This is a genomic window from Dysosmobacter sp. Marseille-Q4140 (assembly GCA_018228705.1).
In the GTDB taxonomy this organism is placed as follows: Bacteria; Bacillota; Clostridia; order Oscillospirales; family Oscillospiraceae; genus Oscillibacter.
Window position 1 is genome coordinate 332,357 of sequence record CP073694.1, and the last position, 20,481, is coordinate 352,837.

Sequence of the window (20,481 nt, forward strand, 5' to 3'; positions counted from 1 at the left end):
TTGAATTCTATTTAGTTTAGCACAAAGCGCCTGTGAATACAACCGCAAAAAACGCCAGTACAGCAAGCGGAAGACCATGGGAGTCCGTCGCTTTCCCCAACGTGGGAGGCAGAAAAAGGGCCGCCCGAAGGCGGCCCCTTTCTGCGCGTATTTTCCGGTCAGCCCAGCCAACCCAGAGGGCCGGAGGAGTCTCCCTCCAGCAGCGTGGCGGCGGCGGAGAGCATCTGTGCCGCGTCCGCCCGGGTGACGGCGCTGTCCAGGCCGTCGCTGCCGAAGCTGCCGGCGGAGAGAACACTGACAGCCTCCATGTTGCCCACCGCCTGGGCCGCCCAGGAGGGCACCGCCTCCCGGTCCGCGTACCACACGTCCAGCTCCACATCCGCCACGTCAAGCGCGCGGTTGAGGACCGTGGCGGCCTCGTTGAAGGTGATGGGGTCCTCCCCCCGGAAGGCGGCGCCGTCCGCTGTGGACACGCCCTGGACGATGCCCTCCGCCACGCCGGCGGCGGCGTAGGCCTTGGCCCAGGTGGGGATGGCGTCGTCGTCAGAGAAGCCGGTCATGGTGACGGCCGTCACCTTCCGGCCCGTGGTCTCCAGCACCATGGCCAGGAACTCCCCCCGGGTGACGGTCTTGTCCGGCTCAAAGTAGTACTGGTCCCCGATCTTCACGCCGGTGAAGATCCCAGCCTCCGCCAGGTCCTGGGCGGCCGCCGCCGCGGCGGTGCCGGCGGTGTCGGCGTAGGTGACGCCGGAGCGGGGCTTTTGGATCTCCACGGTCACCGTGGCCGGGGCGGAGACCCGGCCCTGGGCGTCGGCGGCGGTGTAGGTGAAGCTGTCGGAGCCGGTGACACCCTCATCGGGGGCGTAGGTGAAGCGGTCCCCCTCCACCACCACGGTGCCCTTTCGGGGCTGGTCCGCCACGGCGAAGGTCAGGGTCTCTCCCTCTCCGCCGGAGGCCAGGAACTGGGCCTCATAGGGGATATCCCGGTAGGTGGCGATCTCCAGATCCCGGACCTCCGGCGCCCCCTCCTGGGGCTGCGTGTCCTTTTTGCCCAGACCGAACAGAGCCTGGGTCCCCACCGTCAGGGTCAGCGCCGCCGCCAGGGCCAGTACGGGGATGCGTTTGAGCAGATTGTGTTTCAAAGCTGATCGAACCTCCTGTCCATAAAATCGTGACAGGACTAGTCTCCGCCCAGAGGCTTCGAAATATGCGCGGAGGCCGGGGTCATCCCCGGCCTCCGTTTCCTCTTTTTTTCACCGTGTCAACGCTGGCGCCTCGGCCGCCACAGGGCCGGTGAGCGCTTCTTGATGCCGGATACCACGCCCATGGCCGCAAACAGCGTCAGCACCGAGGACCCGCCGTAGCTGAAAAAGGGCAAGGTCACGCCGATGGTGGGCATGACGAACAGGCACATGCCGATGTTGACAACGGTCTGGTAGATCAGCATGGCCGCCATACCTACGCAGATATAGCAGTGGAAGGGCGTCTGGGCGTTCCTTGCCACCCGCAGTACCCGGAAAATGATGACCGCCAGCAGCGTGATCACCGCAAGACATCCCACCAGGCCCAGCTCCTCTCCGCAGACGGAGAAGATGAAGTCCGTCCAGCGGTTGGGCAGGGACTGAGGAAAGCTGCTCTGGGTCTGGGTGCCGTTCATGTATCCCTGGCCAAACAGGCCGCCGGAGCCGATGGCCATGAGGCTGCGGGTCTGCTGCCAGCCGGTATCCAGGGCGTCATAGGAATGGTCAAACAGGACCCGGAACCGGTCCATCATATACCCGGGGATCAGCTCCAGCACCCACGCCGCCGCGAAACCGATCCCGCAGCCCGCAAACAGCAGGGCGAACCACCGCAGGGCGAAGCCTGCGGCAAAGGCCATGCACAAAAAGATGAAAAAAAAGGTCAGGGCATTGCCCATGTCGCCGGAGATCACCACATACCAGCCCATCAGCGCCAGGGTATGACCCGCCACCTGGGCGGCAGCCGGAAAGGACCGCAGGTCCCGCTTCTCCTCCCGAAGCCAGGCCAGCTGCTTGGCCAGCAGCAGGGTGAAGGTGATCTTCACCACCTCCGCCGGTCCGATCTGGAAGGGGATGCCGGGAAACTTCAGCCAGGCCTGGTTGCCGGTACTGGCACCCCCCACGCCGAAGGGGGTCTTCAGCAGTCCGATGAACACCAGGTTGAACAGCACCAGCCACTTCCATTTTTTCAGCACGATCTCGATGTCCACCATGGACATGAATACGTAGACGCAAAAGCCCAGCAGCATGGCCACGCCCTGGACGCCCACGTACCGCAGCATCTTCGCCGCGTCCATATAGTGGGTGGCGCTGGCAATGAGCACCATGCCGAACACCGTAGCGGCGCAGCAAAGCCCCAGCAACACCAGATCGGCCTGCTGGAAAAAGTCCGCGAGAATGGCTTTCAGTCGGTTCCACATGTGGTGTTTTCCTCTCTTCGGGGCAAAATTTGTCAGTTGGAGTATACCACAAACCGGCGGGGGTGTAAACGATGCAAAAATCTTTTTACACTCCGTTCAAAATATGATATACTAAGTTGATTTTTGGGAAACACCCGTGAAAGGAGGCGGAGATCATGGAATTCCACACCCGCTGCGAGGCGGAGACCGAGGCCCTGGGCGCCCGTCTGGCCGCCGTGCTGTCCCCAGGCGCGGTGGTGGCCTACCGGGGGGGCCTGGGCATGGGCAAGACCGCCTTCACCCGGGGCCTGGCCCGTGGTCTTGGGTACAAGGGCCGGGTCACCAGCCCCACCTTCACCATCGTCAACGAGTACGAGGGGGGCCGTCTGCCCCTGTTCCACTTTGATATGTACCGCCTGGAGGGGGCCGACGCTCTGTTCGACATCGGCTGGGAGGACTACCTGGACCGGGGCGGCGTTTGCGCCGTGGAGTGGAGCGAGCTGGCGGAGGCGGCCCTGCCGCCGGAGACGGTGTTCGTCACCATCGCCCGGAGCCCGGAGGATGACGCCGCCCGGGACATCACCATCGAAGGAGTGGAGCTGCCATGAAGATCCTGGCTCTGGAGACCTCCGCCAAGGCGGTCTCCGCCGCCGTGACGGAGGACGGCAAGGTCCTTTGCAGCGGCTATCAGGACACCGGCCTGACCCACAGCCGCACCCTGATGCCCATTGTGGAGGGTATTTTGAAAAACACCGGCCTGACGGTCCGGGACTGCGACGCCATCGCCGTGTCCGTGGGTCCCGGGTCCTTTACCGGCATCCGCATCGGCGTAGCGGCCGCCAAGGGGCTGGCCTTTGCCGCGGAGAAGCCCACTGTGGCCGTCTCCACCCTGGAGGCCATGGCACGGAACGTAGCCCACATGGAGGGGCTCATCATCTGCGCCATGGACGCCCGGCGCAATCAGGTCTACAACGCCCTCTTCCGCTCCCGCGGCACCGGCTCTCCGGAACGGCTGACCGAGGACCGGGCCATCGGCCTTGCCGACCTGGCGGAGGAGGTCTCTGCCATGGAGGGCCCCCGGATCGTGCTGGGAGACGGCGCCCCCCTGTGCCTCAAGGCACTGGCGGAGCGGGACATCCCATGCGTGGCCGCGCCGCCCCAGCTCATTATGCAGAATGCCGTGTCCGTGGCCCTGTGCGCCGGAGAGGCTGCCCTGCGGGGCGGACTGATCGATCCCCAGGCCCTGGCGCCGGTGTATCTGCGGCCGCCCCAGGCGCTGCCCCTGCGGGACCGGCAGTGATCTTGTTTTCAATTTTTTTGAGATAAAGGAGCGCATTTATGAACGGGAAAGTACATGTGATGGACCATCCCCTGGTGGCGCACAAGCTGACCATCATGCGGGACAAGAACACCAGCGTCAAGGATTTCCGGGAGCTGGTCAGCGAGATCGGCATGCTGATCACCTACGAGGCCACCCGTGACCTGCCCCTGACGGAAAAAGAGGTGGAGACCCCCATCTGCAAGACCACCGCTCCCACCCTCAAGGGCAAAAAGTTCGCCATCGTCCCCATCCTGCGGGCGGGCCTGGGCCTGGTGGACGGCGTGCTGCGGATGGTACCCTCCGCCCGGGTGGGCCACATCGGCATGTACCGGGACGAGGAGACCCTGGAGCCCCACGTCTATTTCTGCAAGATGCCCAAGGACATCGCCGACCGGGACATCCTGATCGTGGACCCCATGCTGGCCACCGGCGGCAGCGCCGAGGCCGCCATCGATGAGATGAAGAAGCGGGGCTGCAAGAACATCAAGCTCATGGTGCTGCTGGCCGCGCCGGAGGGCATTGAGCGGCTCCAGAAGTCCCACCCGGACGTGGACATCTACTGCGGCGCCGTGGACGATCATCTCAACGAGCACGGCTATATCGTCCCCGGCCTGGGCGACGCCGGCGACCGGATCTTCGGCACGAAGTAACCGCCCCTCTGCGGAACGCCTCTGGATATGAAAAAGGAAAGGACCGGATGGTCCTTTCCTTTTTGTTTCCTTGCAGCATCACACCACGTAGAAGTACACCGCCAGGTAGTGGAACAGCGACCCCGCCAGGATCAGCAGATGGAAGATCTCGTGGAAGGTCCACTCCGCGGAGAGATTGGGGCGCCTGACGGCGTAGAACACCGCTCCCACGGAGTAGCACACCCCGCCCAGGGCCACCAGGGTCAGGCAGGGCTGGCCCAAGGCTGCGAAGTCCCCGGCCAGGAACACCACCGCCCAGCCCATGACCAGGTACACGGCGGTGGAGAGTACCCGGGGCGCGTTGATCCACAGCAGCTTTGCCAGGATCCCGGCCAGGGCCACACCCCAGAGGATCAGGCAGAAATTCCTCCCCTTGGGCTGGGGCAGCAACACCAGGCAGAAAGGCGTGTAGCTGCCGGCGATGAGCACATAGATCATACCGTGGTCCATCTTCCGTAGCAGCTTCTTCACGCCGCCGCTGGTGACATCGCCGGGATAGTAATGGTAAACAGCACTGGCGGTGTAAAGCGCCACCATGGACGCACAGAAGCACAAAGCCGCCCCCAGAGCCACCCCCGGCGTATGGAGCCGCAATCCCCGCAGCAGCAGCCACAGCCCGCCCCCCAGTGCTGCCGCCGCTCCGGCGGCGTGGGTCCAGCAGCTGACAGGGTCCTGTGCATGGGTAAATAATTTTCGCATCGTCAAGCCTCCTATTCCAGGCATATGTAATAGCCATCAATATTATGTAATATGTTTTTTAATATTATATTACACGATATATCTAATAATTGCAAGTAGTTTATGATCGTGACTCAAAAATTATGCGTGGGAGCAAAAAAAGACAGCGGAGGACATCTGTCCTCCGCTGTCTTTTTTCAATTCCAGCACGCTGTCTTTCCGCCCAGGCCCGCAGTCTCCGCCCGGAAGGCCGGGTCCTTTCCGGTCCGGCGCTGGGCGGTGTAATCCGCCAGGGCCGCCCGCACCGGCGGGAACAGCAGCACGATCACCGGCAGGTTGATCAGGGCCATGACACCCATCAGCACGTCCGCCAGGTTCCACACCAGGTTGATCTCCATGCCGGAACCCAGAAAAATCAGCGCCATGGCGTCGATCCGAAAGAGGACCATGAACTCCCTGGCCGGGATCTTGCCCACGATGTAGCTCAGGCAGTTGTCCACATAGTAGAGGTTGCCGATCAGGGTGGTGAAGGCAAAGAGCACCATGGCCGCCGTGATAAAGATGGGCCCGGCGGCGCCGAACTCATTCTCCAGGGCCAGCTGCACATAGGGCGCGCCCTTGAGGGCCTCTGCCGGTTCCACGCCGGAGCACAGCAGCATGAAGGCCGTGGCGGAGCAGACCAGCAGGGTGTCGATGAACACGGAGAGCATCTGGACCAGCCCCTGCTTCACGGGATGGCTGACCTCGGCGGAGGCGGCGGCGTTGGGGGCGGAGCCCACGCCGGCCTCGTTGGAGAAGAGGCCCCGCTTGATGCCGTACATGACGGCGGAGCCGGTAAAGCCGCCAAAGATGGCCCGGAAATCAAAGGCGCCGGAGAAGATGGCGCCGAACACCTGGGGCAGGAGCCGCCAGTTCATGGCGATCACCACCACGGCCGCCAGCACGTACAGCCCGCCCATGACCGGCACCAGGGTGGAGGTGAAGCGGATGATGCGTTTTCCGCCGCCCATGACGCAGTAGCCCACCACCGCCGCCAGCACGGCGCCGATGACCCAGGGAGTGACGGCGGGATCGTAGAAATCATAGGCAGAGAAGGTGGACTGGAGGTTGTAGGACGCCAGCATGTTGAAGCCGCCGGCATAGGTCAGCACCAGCGTCACGGCAAATACCACCGCCAGGGGACGGCTGCGCAGAGCCGCCTCGATGTAGTAGGCAGGGCCGCCGTAGCAGCTGCCGTCCGGGGCCCGGCGCTTGTAGATCTGGGCCAGGGTAGACTCCACGAAGGCCGTGGCGCCGCCCACCAGGGCGATGACCCACATCCAGAACACCGCCCCGGCGCCTCCGCAGCAGATGGCCGTGGAGATGCCCACGATGTTGCCGGTGCCCACCCGGGAGGCGGTGGAGACCATCAGGGCCTGGAAGGAGGACACGGCGCCCGCCTCCCGGGGCCGCTCTCCCACCACCCGGATGGACTCCCGGAACAGCCGCAGCTGCACGAACTTCGTCCGCAGGGTAAAATACAGTCCCGCCGCGATCAGCAGGATCACCAGAAGGTAGGTATAGAGCCAGTCGCTCAGGGTGCCGATCAAGGTTCCCAGCATGGATCGATTCTCCGTTCTTTTTCTGAAAATTCGCTTTTCAGAATACCAGAAGGTCCTTGTTTTTGTCAATTTATATTTTGCGCTATGCAAAAAACAGGAACCGGTTCTCCGGTCCCTGTTTTTGCCATGCTCAATCTCGCGCGTCTTTTTACGTCAGTGTCTCCGTCTCCGGGTCGAAGGTCAGGCGGCTGGTGCCGCCGTCGGCGGTCTCGCATTTCAACGTCAGCTTGCCGTCCTCCCGCCAGGCGAGGCCGGTGATGGCAGTCTCCAGGCCGTCCCAGTCCGCAAGGTCGTAGGTACTGCTGCCGGAGCCCTCGCCGGGCTTCTGCCAGCTGACGGAAAAGGCCGTGGGCTCCTCCCACAGGGCGGCGCACCAGACCCCGTCGGCGGACCGGAGCTGGTAGCGGGTGACGTTCCACGCCAGGCGGTCCGCCGTCATGGCCGCCACATCGGGCACCCATTCCGTCCCCTGGAGGGGCGGCACCAGAAAGACCCGCTGGTCACCATACCGCTCCCCGGCGTCCCAGTCGGCGCCGTCGGAGAGATAGAGGTCCGTGCCGTCAGTGACGATGTAGGAAAGCCGCCGCTCCGCCACCTCCGTGCCGCCGCTGCGCATCCGCCAGAGGAAACCGTCGTTTTCGCAGATCACATCGATGACCATAGGGGTGCTCTCTCCGTGGTCCTGGACGGTCCTCAGCTGGCAGGGGATCCCCAGGGATGCCTTCTCCAGGAACGTTCCCACCGCCTCCGCGTTTTCCGTGCCCGCGTCGGTGAAGATCACCGCGCCGGTCCCGGCGGCGTCGGCGGCGCCGTACCGCTCCGGCAGGTCCTCCAGGGGGCCGAAGCCGTAAGGGGTCTGCGCTGTGTAGGGACTCTCCCCCAGGGAGAATTCCGCGGTCAGCAGGGCGCCGTCCACCTCCTTCACCAGCCGGTACTCCCCGGCGGCAGGCGCCTCCTCATAGAGCCAGAAGCCGCAGCTCAAGGCCATGGTCTGGCCCGGCTCCAGCGTGTAGCCGATATCGTCCCAGCCCACGCCGTCCTTCATGGTCAGATCCGTCCAGCCGCCGCCGTCTTTTCTCTGGATGGCGTATGAGGCGCCGAACACCCCTGTGGGCTGATCGGTGTCATTGTGAACGAAATAGGTATAGCTGGTCAGGGACGGATCGTAGACGTCGTGCTCCAGCTCCATAGTCAGCCCCTCCGGGGCTGGCCCCAACTCCTCTGCCGGAGCGGTCTGCTCCGGCTCCTCCGCCTGTTCCGCCGTTTGTCCTCCGCCGCAGCCGCTGAGCAGCAAAACCGCCGCCAGCATCCAAAGATATGTCCGTTTCAAGGGGGCCACCTCCCGTTTTTTCTATGGATATAGACGAACCTTTTTGCAAAAGGTTCCATACATTTCCGGCAAACTACACAAAATATGCCTAAAAAATTTTTAGCTCGCCTTCTTGCATTTTAGCCTGTTCTCCGGTAAAATACAAGCATAAGGGAAGAATGATAGCTGCAACGAAGTGCTGCGCGCACGGGCTGACACCTATCATTCCGCTTTTTTTGATAGGTGTTTCGACCCAAGCATGGGATCGAAGCGCCTTTTTCTTTTATTCAGTTTACATTTCACCGAGGGAATTTTGAAGGAGGTACAACTTTATGATCTTACTGGCAAACGGCAAAGTCATTACCAGAGACCCCAACGGCACCGGCTACTACCCCGACGGCGGCGTGGTCACGGACGGCGGCAAAATCGTGGAAGTCGGCACCACCGCCGACCTCAAGGCCAAATACCCCCAGGCGGAATTCGTGGATGCCAAGGGCGGCGTCATCATGCCGGGCCTCATCAACGCCCATACCCACATCTACTCCGCCCTGGCCCGGGGCCTCTCCATCAACGGCTACAACCCCACCAACTTCTACGAGGTGCTGGACGGCCAGTGGTGGTACATCGACCGGAACCTGGATCTGGAGGCCACCCGCGCCAGCGCCCAGGCCCTGGTGATCGACTCCATCAAGCAGGGCGTCACCACCATCTTCGACCATCACGCCTCCTTCTGCGAGATCCCCGGCTCCCTGATGAAGATCGCCGAGGTCACCAAGGAGTTCGGCATGCGTGCCTGCCTTTGCTACGAGGTCAGCGACCGGGACGGCGAGGAGAAGTCCATCCAGTCCGTCCAGGAGAACAAGGACTTCATCGACTACTGCGAGAAGAATCCCTCCGACATGCTCAAGGCCATGTTCGGCGGCCACGCCCTGTTCACCATCTCCGACAAGACCTTCGACCGGATGCAGGCCGCCAACAACGGTCGGGTGGGCTACCACATCCATGTCTCCGAGGGCATGAACGACGTGTACGACAGCCTCCAGAACTACGGCCGCCGTCCCGTCCAGCGGCTCCAGGACCACGGCATCCTGGGCGAAAAGACCATTCTGGGCCACTGCATCCACGTGAACACCGCCGAAATGGACATCATCAAGGCCACGGACACCATGTGCGTCAACAACCCCGAGTCCAACATGGGCAACGCCGTGGGCTGCTCCCCCATCCTCCAGCTCTACAAGAAGGGCATTCTGGTGGGCCTGGGTACCGACGCCTACACCAACGACATGCTGGAGAGCATCAAGGTGGCCCTGACCATCCAGCGTCACAACGCCTGCATGCCCAATGTGGGCTGGTGCGAGGTGACGGACATGCTCTTCAAGAACAACGCCAAGATGGCGGCGCGCACCGGCTTCCCCACCCTGGGCATCCTGGCCCCCGGCGCGGCGGCGGACGTCATCGTCATGGACTACAAGCCCTTCACCCCCTTCTCCGACGCCAACATCGACGGCCACATGCTCTTCGGCATGACCGGCCGCCAGTGCCAGACCACCATGATCAACGGCAAGATCCTGATGAAGGACCGGGTCCTCACCGAGATCGACGAGGAGGCCGTCAACGCCAAGATCCTGGAAACCTCCAAGAAGCTCTGGGGCAAGCTGAACCACTGCGAGTACTGAGATGACCCAGGACGAACAGTTCATGGCGGAGGCCATCCGCCTGTCCGCCCTGGCGGTGGAGCACGGCAACGAGCCCTTCGGCGCGGTGCTGGTGAAGGACGGCGAGATCGTCTATACCAATGAAAACCAGATCTACACCGCTGCCGACCCCACCTTCCACGCCGAGGCCGGGCTCCTGCGCCGGTTCTTCGCCGAGACCCACATCACCGATCTGAGCGGCTATACCCTGTACTCCAGCTGCGAGCCCTGCTTCATGTGCAGCGGCGCTCTGGTATGGGCAAAGCTGGGGCGGCTGGTCTACGGCGCCAGCGACACCGACCTGGGCGCCCTGCTGGGCGAGACCGGCAGCGCGTGCAGCGACATGGTGTTCCGCAACTCCCCCCACCGCCCCGCCGTCACGGCCGGTGTGCTGCGGGAGGAGAGCCTGGAGGTGCTCCGGGCCTATTTCGAGAACCATCAAAAGGGATAAGTGATTTCTTTTTAGGATTTGAGGAGGAAAAAAGCGTATGTCTGAACTGATGATCCCCATTCCCTTCCGGGAACTGATGACCTGGGTCACCGCCGAGTACCAGCGTGACGGCTCCGTCTTCGGCGTCCACAAGCCCTACAAGGCCGGCGTGAAGAAGCTGCCCATCTTCGGCGAGACCATCGAGACCGCCTTCGGCCCCGCCGCCGGCCCCAACACCCAGCTGGCTCAGAACATCATCGCCAGCTACTTCGGCGGTGCCCGGTTCTTTGAGCTGAAGACCGTCCAGAAGATGGACGGCGCGGAGCTGTCCGCCTGCGTCAACCGCCCCTGCATCCTGGCGGAGGACGAGTGCTACAACTGCGAGTGGTCCACGGAGCTGTACGTGCCCCAGGCCTTTGAGGAGTATGTGAAGGCCTGGTGCGCCTGCAAGATCATGGCCAAGGTGTACGGTCTGGGCGACCCCAACGGGTTCGTGTTCAACATGTCCGTGGGCTACGACCTGGCGGGCATCCAGGGCGAGAAGGTGGACACCTTCCTCAATGGCATGGTGGATGCCTCCCAGACCCCCATCTTCCAGGAGTGCATCGCCGTTCTGAAGGAGTTCTTCCCCGGCGAGGCCGACTTCATCGACACCATCACCCCCCACGTCTCCGGGTCCGTCACCGTCTCCACCCTCCACGGCTGCCCGCCGGACGAGATCGAGCGCATCGCCAGCTACCTGATCGAGAAGAAGCACCTGCACACCTTCGTCAAGTGCAACCCCACCATCCTGGGCTATGAGACCGCCCGGTCCATTCTGGACGGCATGGGCTACGACTACATCGCCTTTGACGACCACCACTTCAAGGAGGACCTGCAGTACAGCGACGCCGTGCCCATGTTCCACCGGCTCCAGGCTCTGGCCGACCAGCACGGTCTGGAATTCGGATTGAAGCTCTCCAACACCTTCCCCGTGGACGTGAAGGCCGGGGAGCTGCCCAGCGAGGAGATGTACATGGCGGGCAAGTCCCTGTTCCCGCTGACCACCACCATGGCCGCCATGATGGCCAAGGAGTTCGGCGGCAAGCTGCGCCTTTCCTACGCCGGCGGCGCCGACGCCTTCAACATCGACAAGCTCTTCGCCTGCGGCATTTGGCCCATCACCATGGCCACCACAGAGCTCAAGCCCGGCGGCTACCAGCGCTTCACCCAGATCGGCGACAAGCTGGATGCCATGGACTTCAAGCCCTTCACCGGCGTGGACGTGACCGCCATCGAGGCTCTGAGCCTGGCGGCCCGGTCCGACAAGTACCATGTCAAGGCCATCAAGCCCCTGCCCCGCCGCAAGCTCTACGAAAAGGTCCCCCTGATGGACTGCTTCACCGCGCCCTGCAAGGGCGGCTGCCCCATCGGCCAGGACATCCCGGAGTATATTGAGCTCTGCCGCAAGGGCGAGTACGCCTCCGCCCTGCGCCTGATCACCGAGAAGAACCCGCTGCCCTTCGTTACCGGCACCATCTGCGCCCACAACTGCATGACCAAGTGCATGCGCAACTACTACGACCAGCCGGTAAACATCCGGGCCACCAAGCTGGTGGCCGCCGAGCGCGGCTACGACGCCTACATGGCCAAGATCAAGGCACCCGCTCCCGCGGCGACCTCCGCCAAGGTGGCCGTCATTGGCGGCGGCCCCACCGGTATGGCGGCAGCCTACTTCGTGGGCCGGGCCGGCATCCCCGTCACCATCTTCGAGCGCTCCTCCGCCCTGGGCGGCGTGGTCCGGCAGGTGATCCCCGCCTGGCGCATCTCCGACGCGGCCATCGACAAGGACGTGGCATTGATGGAGAAGATGGGCGCGGAGGTCAAGCTGAACACTGAGGCCCCCTCCGTGGCCGAGCTGAAGGCCATGGGCTACACCCATATCTTCTTCGCCGTGGGCGCCTGGAAGGCCGGCAAGCTGGACATCCCCGGCAACGTGGTGCCCGTCATCGGCTGGCTGAAGGACATGAAGGCCGGCAAGGAAGTGCCTCTGGGCCACGTGGCCGTGGTCGGCGGCGGCAACACTGCCATGGACGCCGCCCGGGCCGCCCTGCGCGCCGGTGCGAAGTCCTCCACCCTGGTCTACCGCCGCACCAAGAAGTACATGCCCGCCGACGCCGAGGAGCTGGAGCTGGCCATCGCCGACGGCGTGGAGTTCCTGGAGCTGGTGGCTCCCGTGGAGCAGAAGGACGGCAAGCTGGTCTGCGAGAAGATGAAGCTGGGCGAGCCCGACGAGAAGGGCCGCCGCAAGCCCGTCCCCACCGGCGAGATGGTGGAGATTCCCTGCGACACGGTCATCTCCGCCGTGGGCGAGAAGGTGGACAGCGAGATCTTTACGAAGAACGGCATCGAGGTGGACGCCAAGGGCATCCCCGCCTTCAAGACCAACATTGAAGGTGTCTACGCCGGCGGCGACGCCATGCGCGGCCCCGCCACCGTGGTGGAGGGCATCGCCGACGCCCAGTACTTCGCCAACGCCGTCATCGGCGAGGCCCACAAGTTCGCCATCCCCGCCAAGGCCGTGGCCACCCGGGCCGAGGCCATCGCCAAGAAGGGCATCCTGTGCGAGTCCGCCAAGTGCGAGGGCGACCGGTGCCTCACCTGCAACGTGGTGTGCCAGGTCTGCGCCGACGTGTGCCCCAACCGGGCCAACGTGGTCGTCGAGCTGCCGGACGGCCGCCATCAGATCCTCCACGTGGACCGGATGTGCAACGAGTGCGGCAACTGTGCCATTTTCTGCCCCTACGACTCCGCTCCCTATCGTGACAAGTTCACCCTGTTCCACGACCGCGCCGGCTTCGACGAGAGCGTGAACAACTCCGGCTTCCTGCCCCTGGGCGGCAAGAAGGTCCTGGTCCGGCTGGAGGGCAAGGTGTTCGAGGCGGACCTCGACAGCAAGAACGATCTCCCCGCCGACATCGAGGTGTTCATCTACACTGTGCTGACCAAGTACAACTATCTGCTTGGCTGATAACCCGCCAAAAAGGTCCGGGGCCGCAACGGCCCCGGACCTTTTCTGTCTGCCGGCGTCTATTTTTTCCTGCCGAAGCGGCGGCCCATGTACCGGGGATTGACCCACTGGACGTAGAACAGGCACAGGATCAGATTCAACGCCAGCCCAACCAGGCCAATGCCCCCATCCGCCGTCAGCAATCCGATGCACAGCTGCCCAGTGCAGTAGCCCAGCTCGATCAGGCTGTTCCTCCGCCGCCGGACCGGATCCTTTTCCTTCATCAGGTTCCAGGCCATCCAGGCAGAGGCCAGCACCAGCGGCACCAGGGAAAACCAGAAGGCGCCCCGGTAGTCCTCCCGCCCCTGGCGTATCCACCACAGGCACTGGGCAGTGCTGTACACCAGCCCCGCCTGGGCGGCGATGGGCAGCAGTGTGAGATTGCTCTGCAAAACCGGGTTCTTTTCCACAGCCCGCCGCAGCCGGGACCGCAGGATCATCCACAGTCCCACCGCCGCCGTCACCAGACACAGGGCAAACAGCCACTCCAGACGGTGGACCTTCAGGAATCCAGACAGGCCCGCGTAGGACCGGACCCAGGCCGCCCCCAGGGGGGCCTCGGTGTACACCGCCGGGAACACGGAGCTGAGAATGCCCATCAGCAGCAGTCCCAGCAGGGACAGCCCCGCCAACGCACCTCCGCCGATGATCCAGGCCAGGGACCGGGCCTTTCCCGCGGCGGCCGGGGCCGGGCCCGCCTGGGCCTCCCAGTCCTGCTCCTCATCCAGCAGCCAGTCCACGCTGACGCCGAAGTACCGGGCGCAGGGCAGGAGCTTGGCCCCATCCGGCAGGGCGGTCCCCTGCTCCCAGCGGCTCACCGCCTGGCGGCTCACGCCCAGCGCCTCCGCCAGGGCCTCCTGGCTCAATCCCTCCCGCTTGCGCAGGCGGATCAGCTTCTCGGAAAACGTCATGTCGTATCCTCCTTTTCGCCTCCCATCCTAGCAGAAACCGCCGGGAAAGTCCACCGCGCGGTCCTGACACGGCCGCAACCAAACGCAACATCGCCGCTCTTTCTGAAATTTTCTGTCCCCTCTTGCAGCATTTTCCGCCTCTCCGGGGTATTCTCCACAGAAGGATGTGATCACATGCCCGATACCACCGGCGCGGTGGACCGCTGGGGCCCGGCGGTCTACCGCCTGGCCTGCGCCGTCACCGGCAGCCGCAGCGACGCCGACGACGTGTTCCAGGAGGTCTTTCTCCGCTATCACCGCGCCGCCCCGGACTTTGAGAGCGAGACCCACGAAAAGGCCTGGCTGCTGCGGGTCACCGTCAACCGCTGCAAGAGCCTGCTGGCCTCCCCCTGGCGAAAACGCAGCATACCGCTGGAGGACGTATACGCCTGCCCGGGGCCGGAGGCGTCCGCAGTGGCGGAGGCCCTGGCGGCTCTGCCGCCAGGGGACCGGACGCTGCTGCACCTCTACTACTACGAGGGCTACCGGACGGAAGAGATCGCCCGGCTGTTGGGCCGGAACGGCGCCACCGTCCGCAGCCAGCTGACCCGGGCCCGGCAGAAGCTGGGCCGTCTGCTGAAGGAGGAACCATGAATTTTTCAGAAGTCTATACCCACATGAATGAGCCGCTCCTCCCCTCCCCCGCCCTGGTGGAGCGGACCCTGGCGAAGGTGCAGCGGCGCCGCCGTCCCTGGCGGCGGGCGGCCGCGGCGGCTCTGGCCGCCGCTTTGCTCCTGGTCACCCCCACTCTGGCAGTGCGGACGGAGGGAGGCTACGAGCTGCTCTATCAGCTCTCTCCTGCCATGGCACAGTTTTTCCAGCCGGTGCAAAAGAGCTGTACCGACCGGGGCGTCACCATAGAGGTGGCCGCCGTCCGGGTGGAGGGCGACACAGCCCAGGCGTATATCACTCTCACCGGCGGACCCGTGGACGAGACCACGGACCTCTTCGACAGCTGGTCCTTTCACCTGCCCTTTGACCAGAGCGGCCGGTGCGAGCGCCTGAGCTGGGACCCGGAGACCGGTACGATCACCTTTCTCTGCACCGTTCAGACCCTGGATGGATCCCCCATTCCCACCGGCGAAAAAATGACCTTCTCGGTCCGGCAGCTGCTGACCGGGAAGGAGACCCTGGAAAACGCGGCGGTGGAACTGGAACTTGCAGCGTTCACTGCGGAGGCGGAGACGGTCCCCGTGGGCGGACCGGAGAATGCCTATTTCTGCACCGGCGGAAGCGGCGAGGCGGGTATGACGGACAGCGCGCCCATGCTGCTTCCGGGCCCGGCGCTGGCGGAGCCCGCCCCGGGTCTGACCATCACCGCCGCCGGATATTCTCAAGGGCAGTTCCACGTTCAGCTGTGCCGGGGCAATGCTGCCCGGCTGGACAACCACGCCTGGCTGTGGCTGGAAGCGGAGGACGGCACCCGGCTGGAGCCTCTGTACAGCGCTTCTTTCGCAGCTCCCAGTCCGGCGCAGCGGCAGGATTACACCCAGTTTATCTTTGACGTTTCACCGGAAGAACTGGCGCAGTACACCCTCCGCGGCGACTTCCATACCGCCTCCGCCCTGACCGAGGGCCTCTGGCAGGTGACCTTTCCCCTGGAGGATAAATCTTAACAGTTTTTAACAAAAAAAGCGCCCGGAGAGTTTCTCCGGGCGCTTGCCATTTTCCGGAATGGTGGTATGATGTTAGGCAGTACGAACAACGGAGGTATCCATCATGCTGGATATGCTGGAATTTTTGAAAAATGAGGGTGTGGACGCCGGGCTCATCGAGCAGGTGGCGGCCTTCCGGGCCCAGTTCCCGCCGGAGGAAAGCCTGCGGCGCCGGGTGCCGGATCCCCGGTATCTCTATTACGGCAAGGACATCTGGGAGGAGGCCATCACCGCGCTGCTGTGCGGGGAGAACCTGCTGCTGGTGGGCCCCAAGGCCACCGGCAAGAACGTGCTGGCCGAAAACCTGGCCGCCGCCTTCGGCCGCCCCAGCTGGGACGTGTCCCTGTACATCAACACCGACGCCGCCACCCTGCTGGGCACCGATACCTTCGAGGCCGGTCAGGTGAAGCTGCGCAAGGGTCCCATTTACCAGTGCGCGGAAAAGGGCGGCTTCGGTGTCCTGGATGAGATCAACATGGCCAAGAACGAGTCCCTGGCGGTGCTCCACGCCACTTTGGACTTCCGCCGCAGCATCGATATGCCCGGCTACGACCGTATCCCCCTTCACGACGCCACCCGCTTCATCGCCACCATGAATTACGGCTACGCCGGCACCCGGGAGCTCAACGAGGCCCTGACCTCCCGCTTCGTGGTGATCGATATGCCCGCCATCTCGGAGGACGGCCTCCAGAAGCTGCTGACCCGGGAGTTCCCCCGGCTCAAGAGCGACTATGCCCTGCAATTTGCCGGGCTGTTCCGGGACATCCAGAAAAAGTGCGACGGCGGCGAGCTGTCCACCAAGCCCCTGGATCTGCGGGGCCTCATGGCCTCCGTGCACCTCATGGCCGCGGGCCTCACCGCCGGCCGGGCGCTGGAGCTGGGCCTGGTGAACAAGTCCTTCGACGACTTTGAGCGCCAGCTGGTCCAGGATGTGATCCGCACCCGCCTGCCTGACGACCTCTCTGCCAAGGACGTGTTCAACTGACATGGACATTCGGGACAGCGAAAAGCGGCGGGCCAGGAACCTCATCTGGAACGCCGCCGAGGAGTATGGCTACGAGCCGGACTTCAAGGCCTACGACCGGGAGGGCCGGGCGGACCTGTACTGGAACAGCATCATCGGCGCCGTCCGGAAGAACTACGGGGCGGAGGCCATGGAGCGGCTGTTCGCCGCCTTCCACGGGTGTGAGAAAGAGGGACTGTACGAGCAGCTGGTGTGGCTGGGCCTGGAGAACGCCGCCTTTGCCCGGGAGGCCCCCAACCGCCCCGCCCTGCCCTATCTGCGGCGGCGCCACGCCCGGGAGGTGCTGGGCCTGAAGGTGACGGAGCAGGACGACTGGCTGCTGGCCACGGTGGAACGGGCCCACTTCCAGCGAGTCCTGGGAGAGGAGCCCCGGCTGGGCGGCCGGGAGCTGGAGATCCTCAACGCCCTGGAGTTCCCCGGTGACGAGGACGGCGACGCCCTGGCGGACCGGGCACTGGGCTTTCTGCGGGACTACTTCGGCTTCGTCCCCGGCGAGGCCAAGGAGGAGGAAGCGGCCCGGAAAAAGCGCCGCCATCACTTCCTCTTCGGGCGGCGGGAGGCCGCCAAGAGCCAGCTGACCCCGGTGCGGCAGTTCGGCTTCGGCTACGGCGAACACCTGGCGGAGGAGAACGCTGGCGACACCCAGGAGATCCAGACCTATCTCAACTGGTCGGGCCTCTCCTCCACGGACCAGAACGCTCTGAAAAAATACATCCGCACCTACTTCGGCCAGCCTCTGTACGACGAGCATAAAACCAAGCTTCTGGAGCAGGAACTGTGCATAGACGAGCACAGCGGCTGCCACCTGTACTACTCCCGGGGCAGCAACGTCCTGGAAAAGGGCACCAAGGGCTATGTGGGCGCTCAGCGCAAGGCTGCGCTGAAGCAGATGGAGAAGAACCGGGCCTTCTACTACGCCGACATCATCCGCAACCGCAACAGCGTCAACCGGCTCACCGCCCGGATCTACAACGCCCTGCTGACCCATCTGGAGCCGGTGACGGTCCGCTCCGCCACCGGGACCCTGGACGCCGGACGGCTGTGGCGGGGGCTGTATCTGGACGATGACAAGGTCTTTACCCGGGTGCTGCGGACCGACCCCGGTGATCTCAGTGTGGACATCCTGCTGGACGCCTCCAACTCCCAGGTCAACCGCCAGCAGATCGTGGCGGCCCAGGGCTACATGATCGCCGAGAGCCTGACCCGCTGCGGCATCCCGGTGCGGGTATCCGCCTTCTGCTCCCTCAGCGGCTACACGATCCTGACCCGCTACCGGGACTACCGGGAGACCGACAAAAACGAGCGGATCTTCCGCTACTTCACCACCGGCTGCAACCGGGACGGCCTGGCCATCCGGATCCTTGGCAAGGAGATGGAGGACTCCCCCTGCGAGCACCGCATGGTGATCCTCCTGTCCGACGCCAAGCCCCATGACATCCGCAAGCTGAAGCTGCCGGAGGGCGACGCCGACTACTGCGACAGCGCCGGCGTCACCAACACCGCCGCCGAGGTCCGTTCCCTGCTGCACCGGGACATCTCCGTTCTGTGCGTATTCACCGGAGATGACGGGGACATCCCCGCCGCCCACACCATCTACGGCAGGGACTTCGCCCGCATCCGCTCCCTGGATCAGTTCGCCGACACGGTGGGCACTCTGATTCAGAACCAGATCCGCAGTCTGTAACGGTCCCCCGGCAGCTTCCGCTGCCGGGGGCATTTTTGTTTGCATCCTGCCGTTCCCTCTCAGACCTAAAATCCATTTTGAATTGGGGAAAGCTGGTTGCCCAATTGCTGCTAAGCATCCGTTAATAATGCAAACGTTTGAGTTTTATATCGTAAATTTTTACAGCGCCCGCCTTTATTAGTTGACGCTTTTATAAAAGTTGCCATATAATTTCAAGTTCATATTGACATAATTCACACTAATATTCATAATAAAATAAGTAAACGCAAGGCAGATCCCTAAAATAAATTTGAAATCGTTTGCGCTATTTGCGGGAAAGGAAGTGCCTACCGTGCCGTCGGAGATCTCCTTTATTCTGCTGACCGGAATGATTTTCGTCTTTACCTATGTCAACGGATTCCATGACGGCTGCAATGTGGTGGCCACGCTGATCGCAAGCCGCTCCATGCGCCCTAACCCCGCTCTGGCCTGGGCCGCAGTGGTGGAATTTCTCTCTCCCTTTGCCATTCTGGTTGTCGGCTCCAGTGTCTCCAACACCATTCAGAAACTGGTGGGCGAAGCCTTCTACACCGACGCCGGCAGCAGAGACACCGCCCTGGCATTCATCACGGCGGGCATCCTGGCGGCGATCCTCTGGAATCTGACCACCTGGCGCTTCGGCATCCCCGCGTCCTCATCCCACGCGCTGATCGGCGGTGTGGTGGGCGCCGGTATCGCCGCTTTCGGCACCGGCGCCATCTCCTGGTCCTATTTCTGGGGGAAGGTCGTTCTGATGATCTTCCTGACCCCTGCGGTCAGCTTCGTGCTGGGGTTTTTGATTTTGAAGCTGCTGCTGGCCCTGACCCTTCACGCGGGAGTTGGCGTCAACAAATTCTTTACATACGCACAGTGGCTGAACATGACCTTTCTGGCCTTTAACCACTCCTTCAACGACTCTCAAAAATCCATCGGCATCGTGCTGATCCTCATGGGGATCTACGGCGGTGCGGAGGCCAGTATTCCCATTTGGGCCATTGTCTGTGCGGCTCTGTGCCTGTCCTGCGGAATCGCCTTCGGCGGTTTCAAGATCATTAAGACGGTGGGCACCGGTATCTATAAGGTCCAGCCCATCCACTCCTTTGCCTCGCAGCTGACGGCCGGTACCGTAATCCTGACCTCCTCCCTGCTGGGCGCGCCGGTATCCGCCAGCCAGATCGTCTCCTCCTCCATCATGGGCGTGGGCGCGGCGGAGCGCTACAAGGCCGTCCGCTGGAACGTGGCCGGCAAGATCCTGCTGTCCTGGTTCATCACTATCCCCATCGCCGGCTCTCTGGGCGCGTTACTGTTTTTCCTGTTCTCTGTGATTTACTGATCGAAGGAGGTCTCCCCGTATGTTCAAACGGAAAGAAAGTCTCAACTTTTATCATCTGCTGATCCAGCAGGTCACCGTCATCCGGGACGCAGTGGCGGCTCTGTGCCGCTATTGTGAGGACCCCACTCAGGAAAACGGCGACTTCGTGAAAGTGAAGGAGAAAGAAGCCGATGCCATTCGCCGGGAGCTGGTTGAGGACATCAATCGCACCTTCATCACCCCCATCGACCGGGAGGACCTGTTCCGGCTGTCCTCCTCCGCCGACGATCTGGCCGACTACGCCTGGACCACGGTGAAGGAATTGCGGATCTATGAGATTCCGCCTGACGAACACCTGATCACCATGTCCAATACCCTGCTGCAGATGGCGGATGGACTTCTGCTGTGCGTGCAGAATCTGGAGAAGGACCACGCCAAAGTCTACCAGGAAGCCACACGGGTCAAGAAGCTGGAAAACACGCTTAACGTCCAGTTCCACAAATCCATGACGGAGCTGTTTGCCGGGGACGATTTCCGCCGCATCCTGAAATACCGGGAGATATACAGCCACCTCAACCACGCCTCCGACAAGGGCGACGCCAGCGCCGATATCCTGCTGGATATCATTGTGAAACTTTGATTCTTCCA

General features: G+C 63.2%; 18 protein-coding genes. 12 read left to right on the forward strand and 6 right to left on the reverse strand.

All coding sequences use genetic code 11. The features are described from left to right. Nucleotides 1-158: 158 nt before the first annotated feature. Both KFE19_01605 and KFE19_01610 read right to left on the reverse strand, forming a co-directional pair. Nucleotides 159-1,142: an S-layer homology domain-containing protein gene (locus KFE19_01605; protein ID QUO38246.1), complete on the reverse strand. Its 984-nt coding sequence runs from the start codon at nucleotides 1,140-1,142 to the stop codon at nucleotides 159-161. A 119-nt stretch (nucleotides 1,143-1,261) separates the two neighbouring features. Continuing rightward, nucleotides 1,262-2,440: an FtsW/RodA/SpoVE family cell cycle protein gene (locus KFE19_01610; GenBank protein QUO38247.1), complete on the reverse strand. Its 1,179-nt coding sequence runs from the start codon at nucleotides 2,438-2,440 to the stop codon at nucleotides 1,262-1,264. Between the two features lie 155 nt (nucleotides 2,441-2,595). Between KFE19_01610 and tsaE the strand changes: the two genes are divergently transcribed. Genes tsaE through upp form a run of 3 tightly spaced genes read left to right on the forward strand, consistent with a single transcriptional unit; the run spans nucleotide 2,596 to nucleotide 4,390 of the window. After that, on the forward strand, nucleotides 2,596-3,027 hold the full coding sequence (gene tsaE, locus KFE19_01615; protein QUO38248.1) for a tRNA (adenosine(37)-N6)-threonylcarbamoyltransferase complex ATPase subunit type 1 TsaE: 432 nt from the start codon (nucleotides 2,596-2,598) through the stop codon (nucleotides 3,025-3,027). Next, a complete protein-coding gene (gene tsaB, locus KFE19_01620; GenBank protein ID QUO38249.1) occupies nucleotides 3,024-3,719 on the forward strand; it encodes a tRNA (adenosine(37)-N6)-threonylcarbamoyltransferase complex dimerization subunit type 1 TsaB in 696 nt (231 codons plus the stop codon). Before tsaE ends, tsaB begins: the two co-directional genes overlap by 4 nt. Nucleotides 3,720-3,757: 38 nt before the next feature. Then, entirely contained in the window at nucleotides 3,758-4,390 is a 633-nt protein-coding gene (gene upp, locus KFE19_01625) for a uracil phosphoribosyltransferase (protein QUO38250.1), read from the forward strand. 78 nt (nucleotides 4,391-4,468) lie between these two features. Here upp and KFE19_01630 read toward each other — a convergent pair whose 3' ends face one another. The 3 genes from KFE19_01630 to KFE19_01640 all read right to left on the reverse strand — a co-directional run bounded on the left by KFE19_01630 (nucleotide 4,469) and on the right by KFE19_01640 (nucleotide 8,038). Continuing rightward, nucleotides 4,469-5,128, reverse strand: a complete 660-nt coding sequence (locus KFE19_01630) for a hemolysin III family protein (GenBank protein ID QUO38251.1) — start codon at nucleotides 5,126-5,128, stop codon at nucleotides 4,469-4,471. Between the two features lie 176 nt (nucleotides 5,129-5,304). Then, the gene (locus KFE19_01635) at nucleotides 5,305-6,708 is read right to left on the reverse strand and encodes an alanine:cation symporter family protein (protein QUO38252.1); all 1,404 of its coding nucleotides are present in this window, start codon (nucleotides 6,706-6,708) and stop codon (nucleotides 5,305-5,307) included. Between the two features lie 148 nt (nucleotides 6,709-6,856). Continuing rightward, entirely contained in the window at nucleotides 6,857-8,038 is a 1,182-nt protein-coding gene (locus tag KFE19_01640) for a hypothetical protein (protein QUO38253.1), read from the reverse strand. Nucleotides 8,039-8,349: 311 nt separating this feature from the next. Between KFE19_01640 and ssnA the strand changes: the two genes are divergently transcribed. Genes ssnA through ygfK form a run of 3 tightly spaced genes read left to right on the forward strand, consistent with a single transcriptional unit; the run spans nucleotide 8,350 to nucleotide 13,151 of the window. Continuing rightward, nucleotides 8,350-9,693 (forward strand): putative aminohydrolase SsnA, encoded by a 1,344-nt coding sequence (ssnA, locus tag KFE19_01645; protein ID QUO38254.1) that lies wholly within the window; start codon nucleotides 8,350-8,352, stop codon nucleotides 9,691-9,693. Nucleotide 9,694: 1 nt separating this feature from the next. Next, entirely contained in the window at nucleotides 9,695-10,162 is a 468-nt protein-coding gene (locus tag KFE19_01650) for a nucleoside deaminase (GenBank protein ID QUO38255.1), read from the forward strand. Nucleotides 10,163-10,199: 37 nt separating this feature from the next. After that, complete coding sequence (gene ygfK, locus KFE19_01655; GenBank protein QUO38256.1) at nucleotides 10,200-13,151, forward strand: putative selenate reductase subunit YgfK; 2,952 nt, start codon at nucleotides 10,200-10,202, stop codon at nucleotides 13,149-13,151. A gap of 59 nt (nucleotides 13,152-13,210) precedes the next feature. Here ygfK and KFE19_01660 read toward each other — a convergent pair whose 3' ends face one another. After that, nucleotides 13,211-14,101: a helix-turn-helix transcriptional regulator gene (locus tag KFE19_01660; protein ID QUO38257.1), complete on the reverse strand. Its 891-nt coding sequence runs from the start codon at nucleotides 14,099-14,101 to the stop codon at nucleotides 13,211-13,213. 174 nt (nucleotides 14,102-14,275) lie between these two features. Here KFE19_01660 and KFE19_01665 point away from each other — a divergent pair, with 174 nt between their 5' ends. The 6 genes from KFE19_01665 (at nucleotide 14,276) to KFE19_01690 (ending at nucleotide 20,473) form a co-directional block, all read left to right on the forward strand. Next, on the forward strand, nucleotides 14,276-14,734 hold the full coding sequence (locus KFE19_01665; protein ID QUO38258.1) for an RNA polymerase sigma factor: 459 nt from the start codon (nucleotides 14,276-14,278) through the stop codon (nucleotides 14,732-14,734). Then, nucleotides 14,731-15,756 carry a DUF4179 domain-containing protein gene (locus tag KFE19_01670; protein ID QUO38259.1) on the forward strand — a complete coding sequence of 342 codons (1,026 nt, stop codon included), beginning with the start codon at nucleotides 14,731-14,733 and terminating at the stop codon, nucleotides 15,754-15,756. Before KFE19_01665 ends, KFE19_01670 begins: the two co-directional genes overlap by 4 nt. A gap of 106 nt (nucleotides 15,757-15,862) precedes the next feature. Beyond that, a complete protein-coding gene (locus KFE19_01675) occupies nucleotides 15,863-16,780 on the forward strand; it encodes a MoxR family ATPase (GenBank protein QUO39490.1) in 918 nt (305 codons plus the stop codon). Nucleotide 16,781: 1 nt separating this feature from the next. Then, complete coding sequence (locus KFE19_01680) at nucleotides 16,782-18,503, forward strand: hypothetical protein (GenBank protein QUO38260.1); 1,722 nt, start codon at nucleotides 16,782-16,784, stop codon at nucleotides 18,501-18,503. 331 nt (nucleotides 18,504-18,834) lie between these two features. After that, a complete protein-coding gene (locus KFE19_01685) occupies nucleotides 18,835-19,854 on the forward strand; it encodes an inorganic phosphate transporter (protein ID QUO38261.1) in 1,020 nt (339 codons plus the stop codon). Between the two features lie 19 nt (nucleotides 19,855-19,873). Next, complete coding sequence (locus KFE19_01690) at nucleotides 19,874-20,473, forward strand: DUF47 family protein (protein ID QUO38262.1); 600 nt, start codon at nucleotides 19,874-19,876, stop codon at nucleotides 20,471-20,473. Nucleotides 20,474-20,481 lie beyond the last annotated feature (8 nt).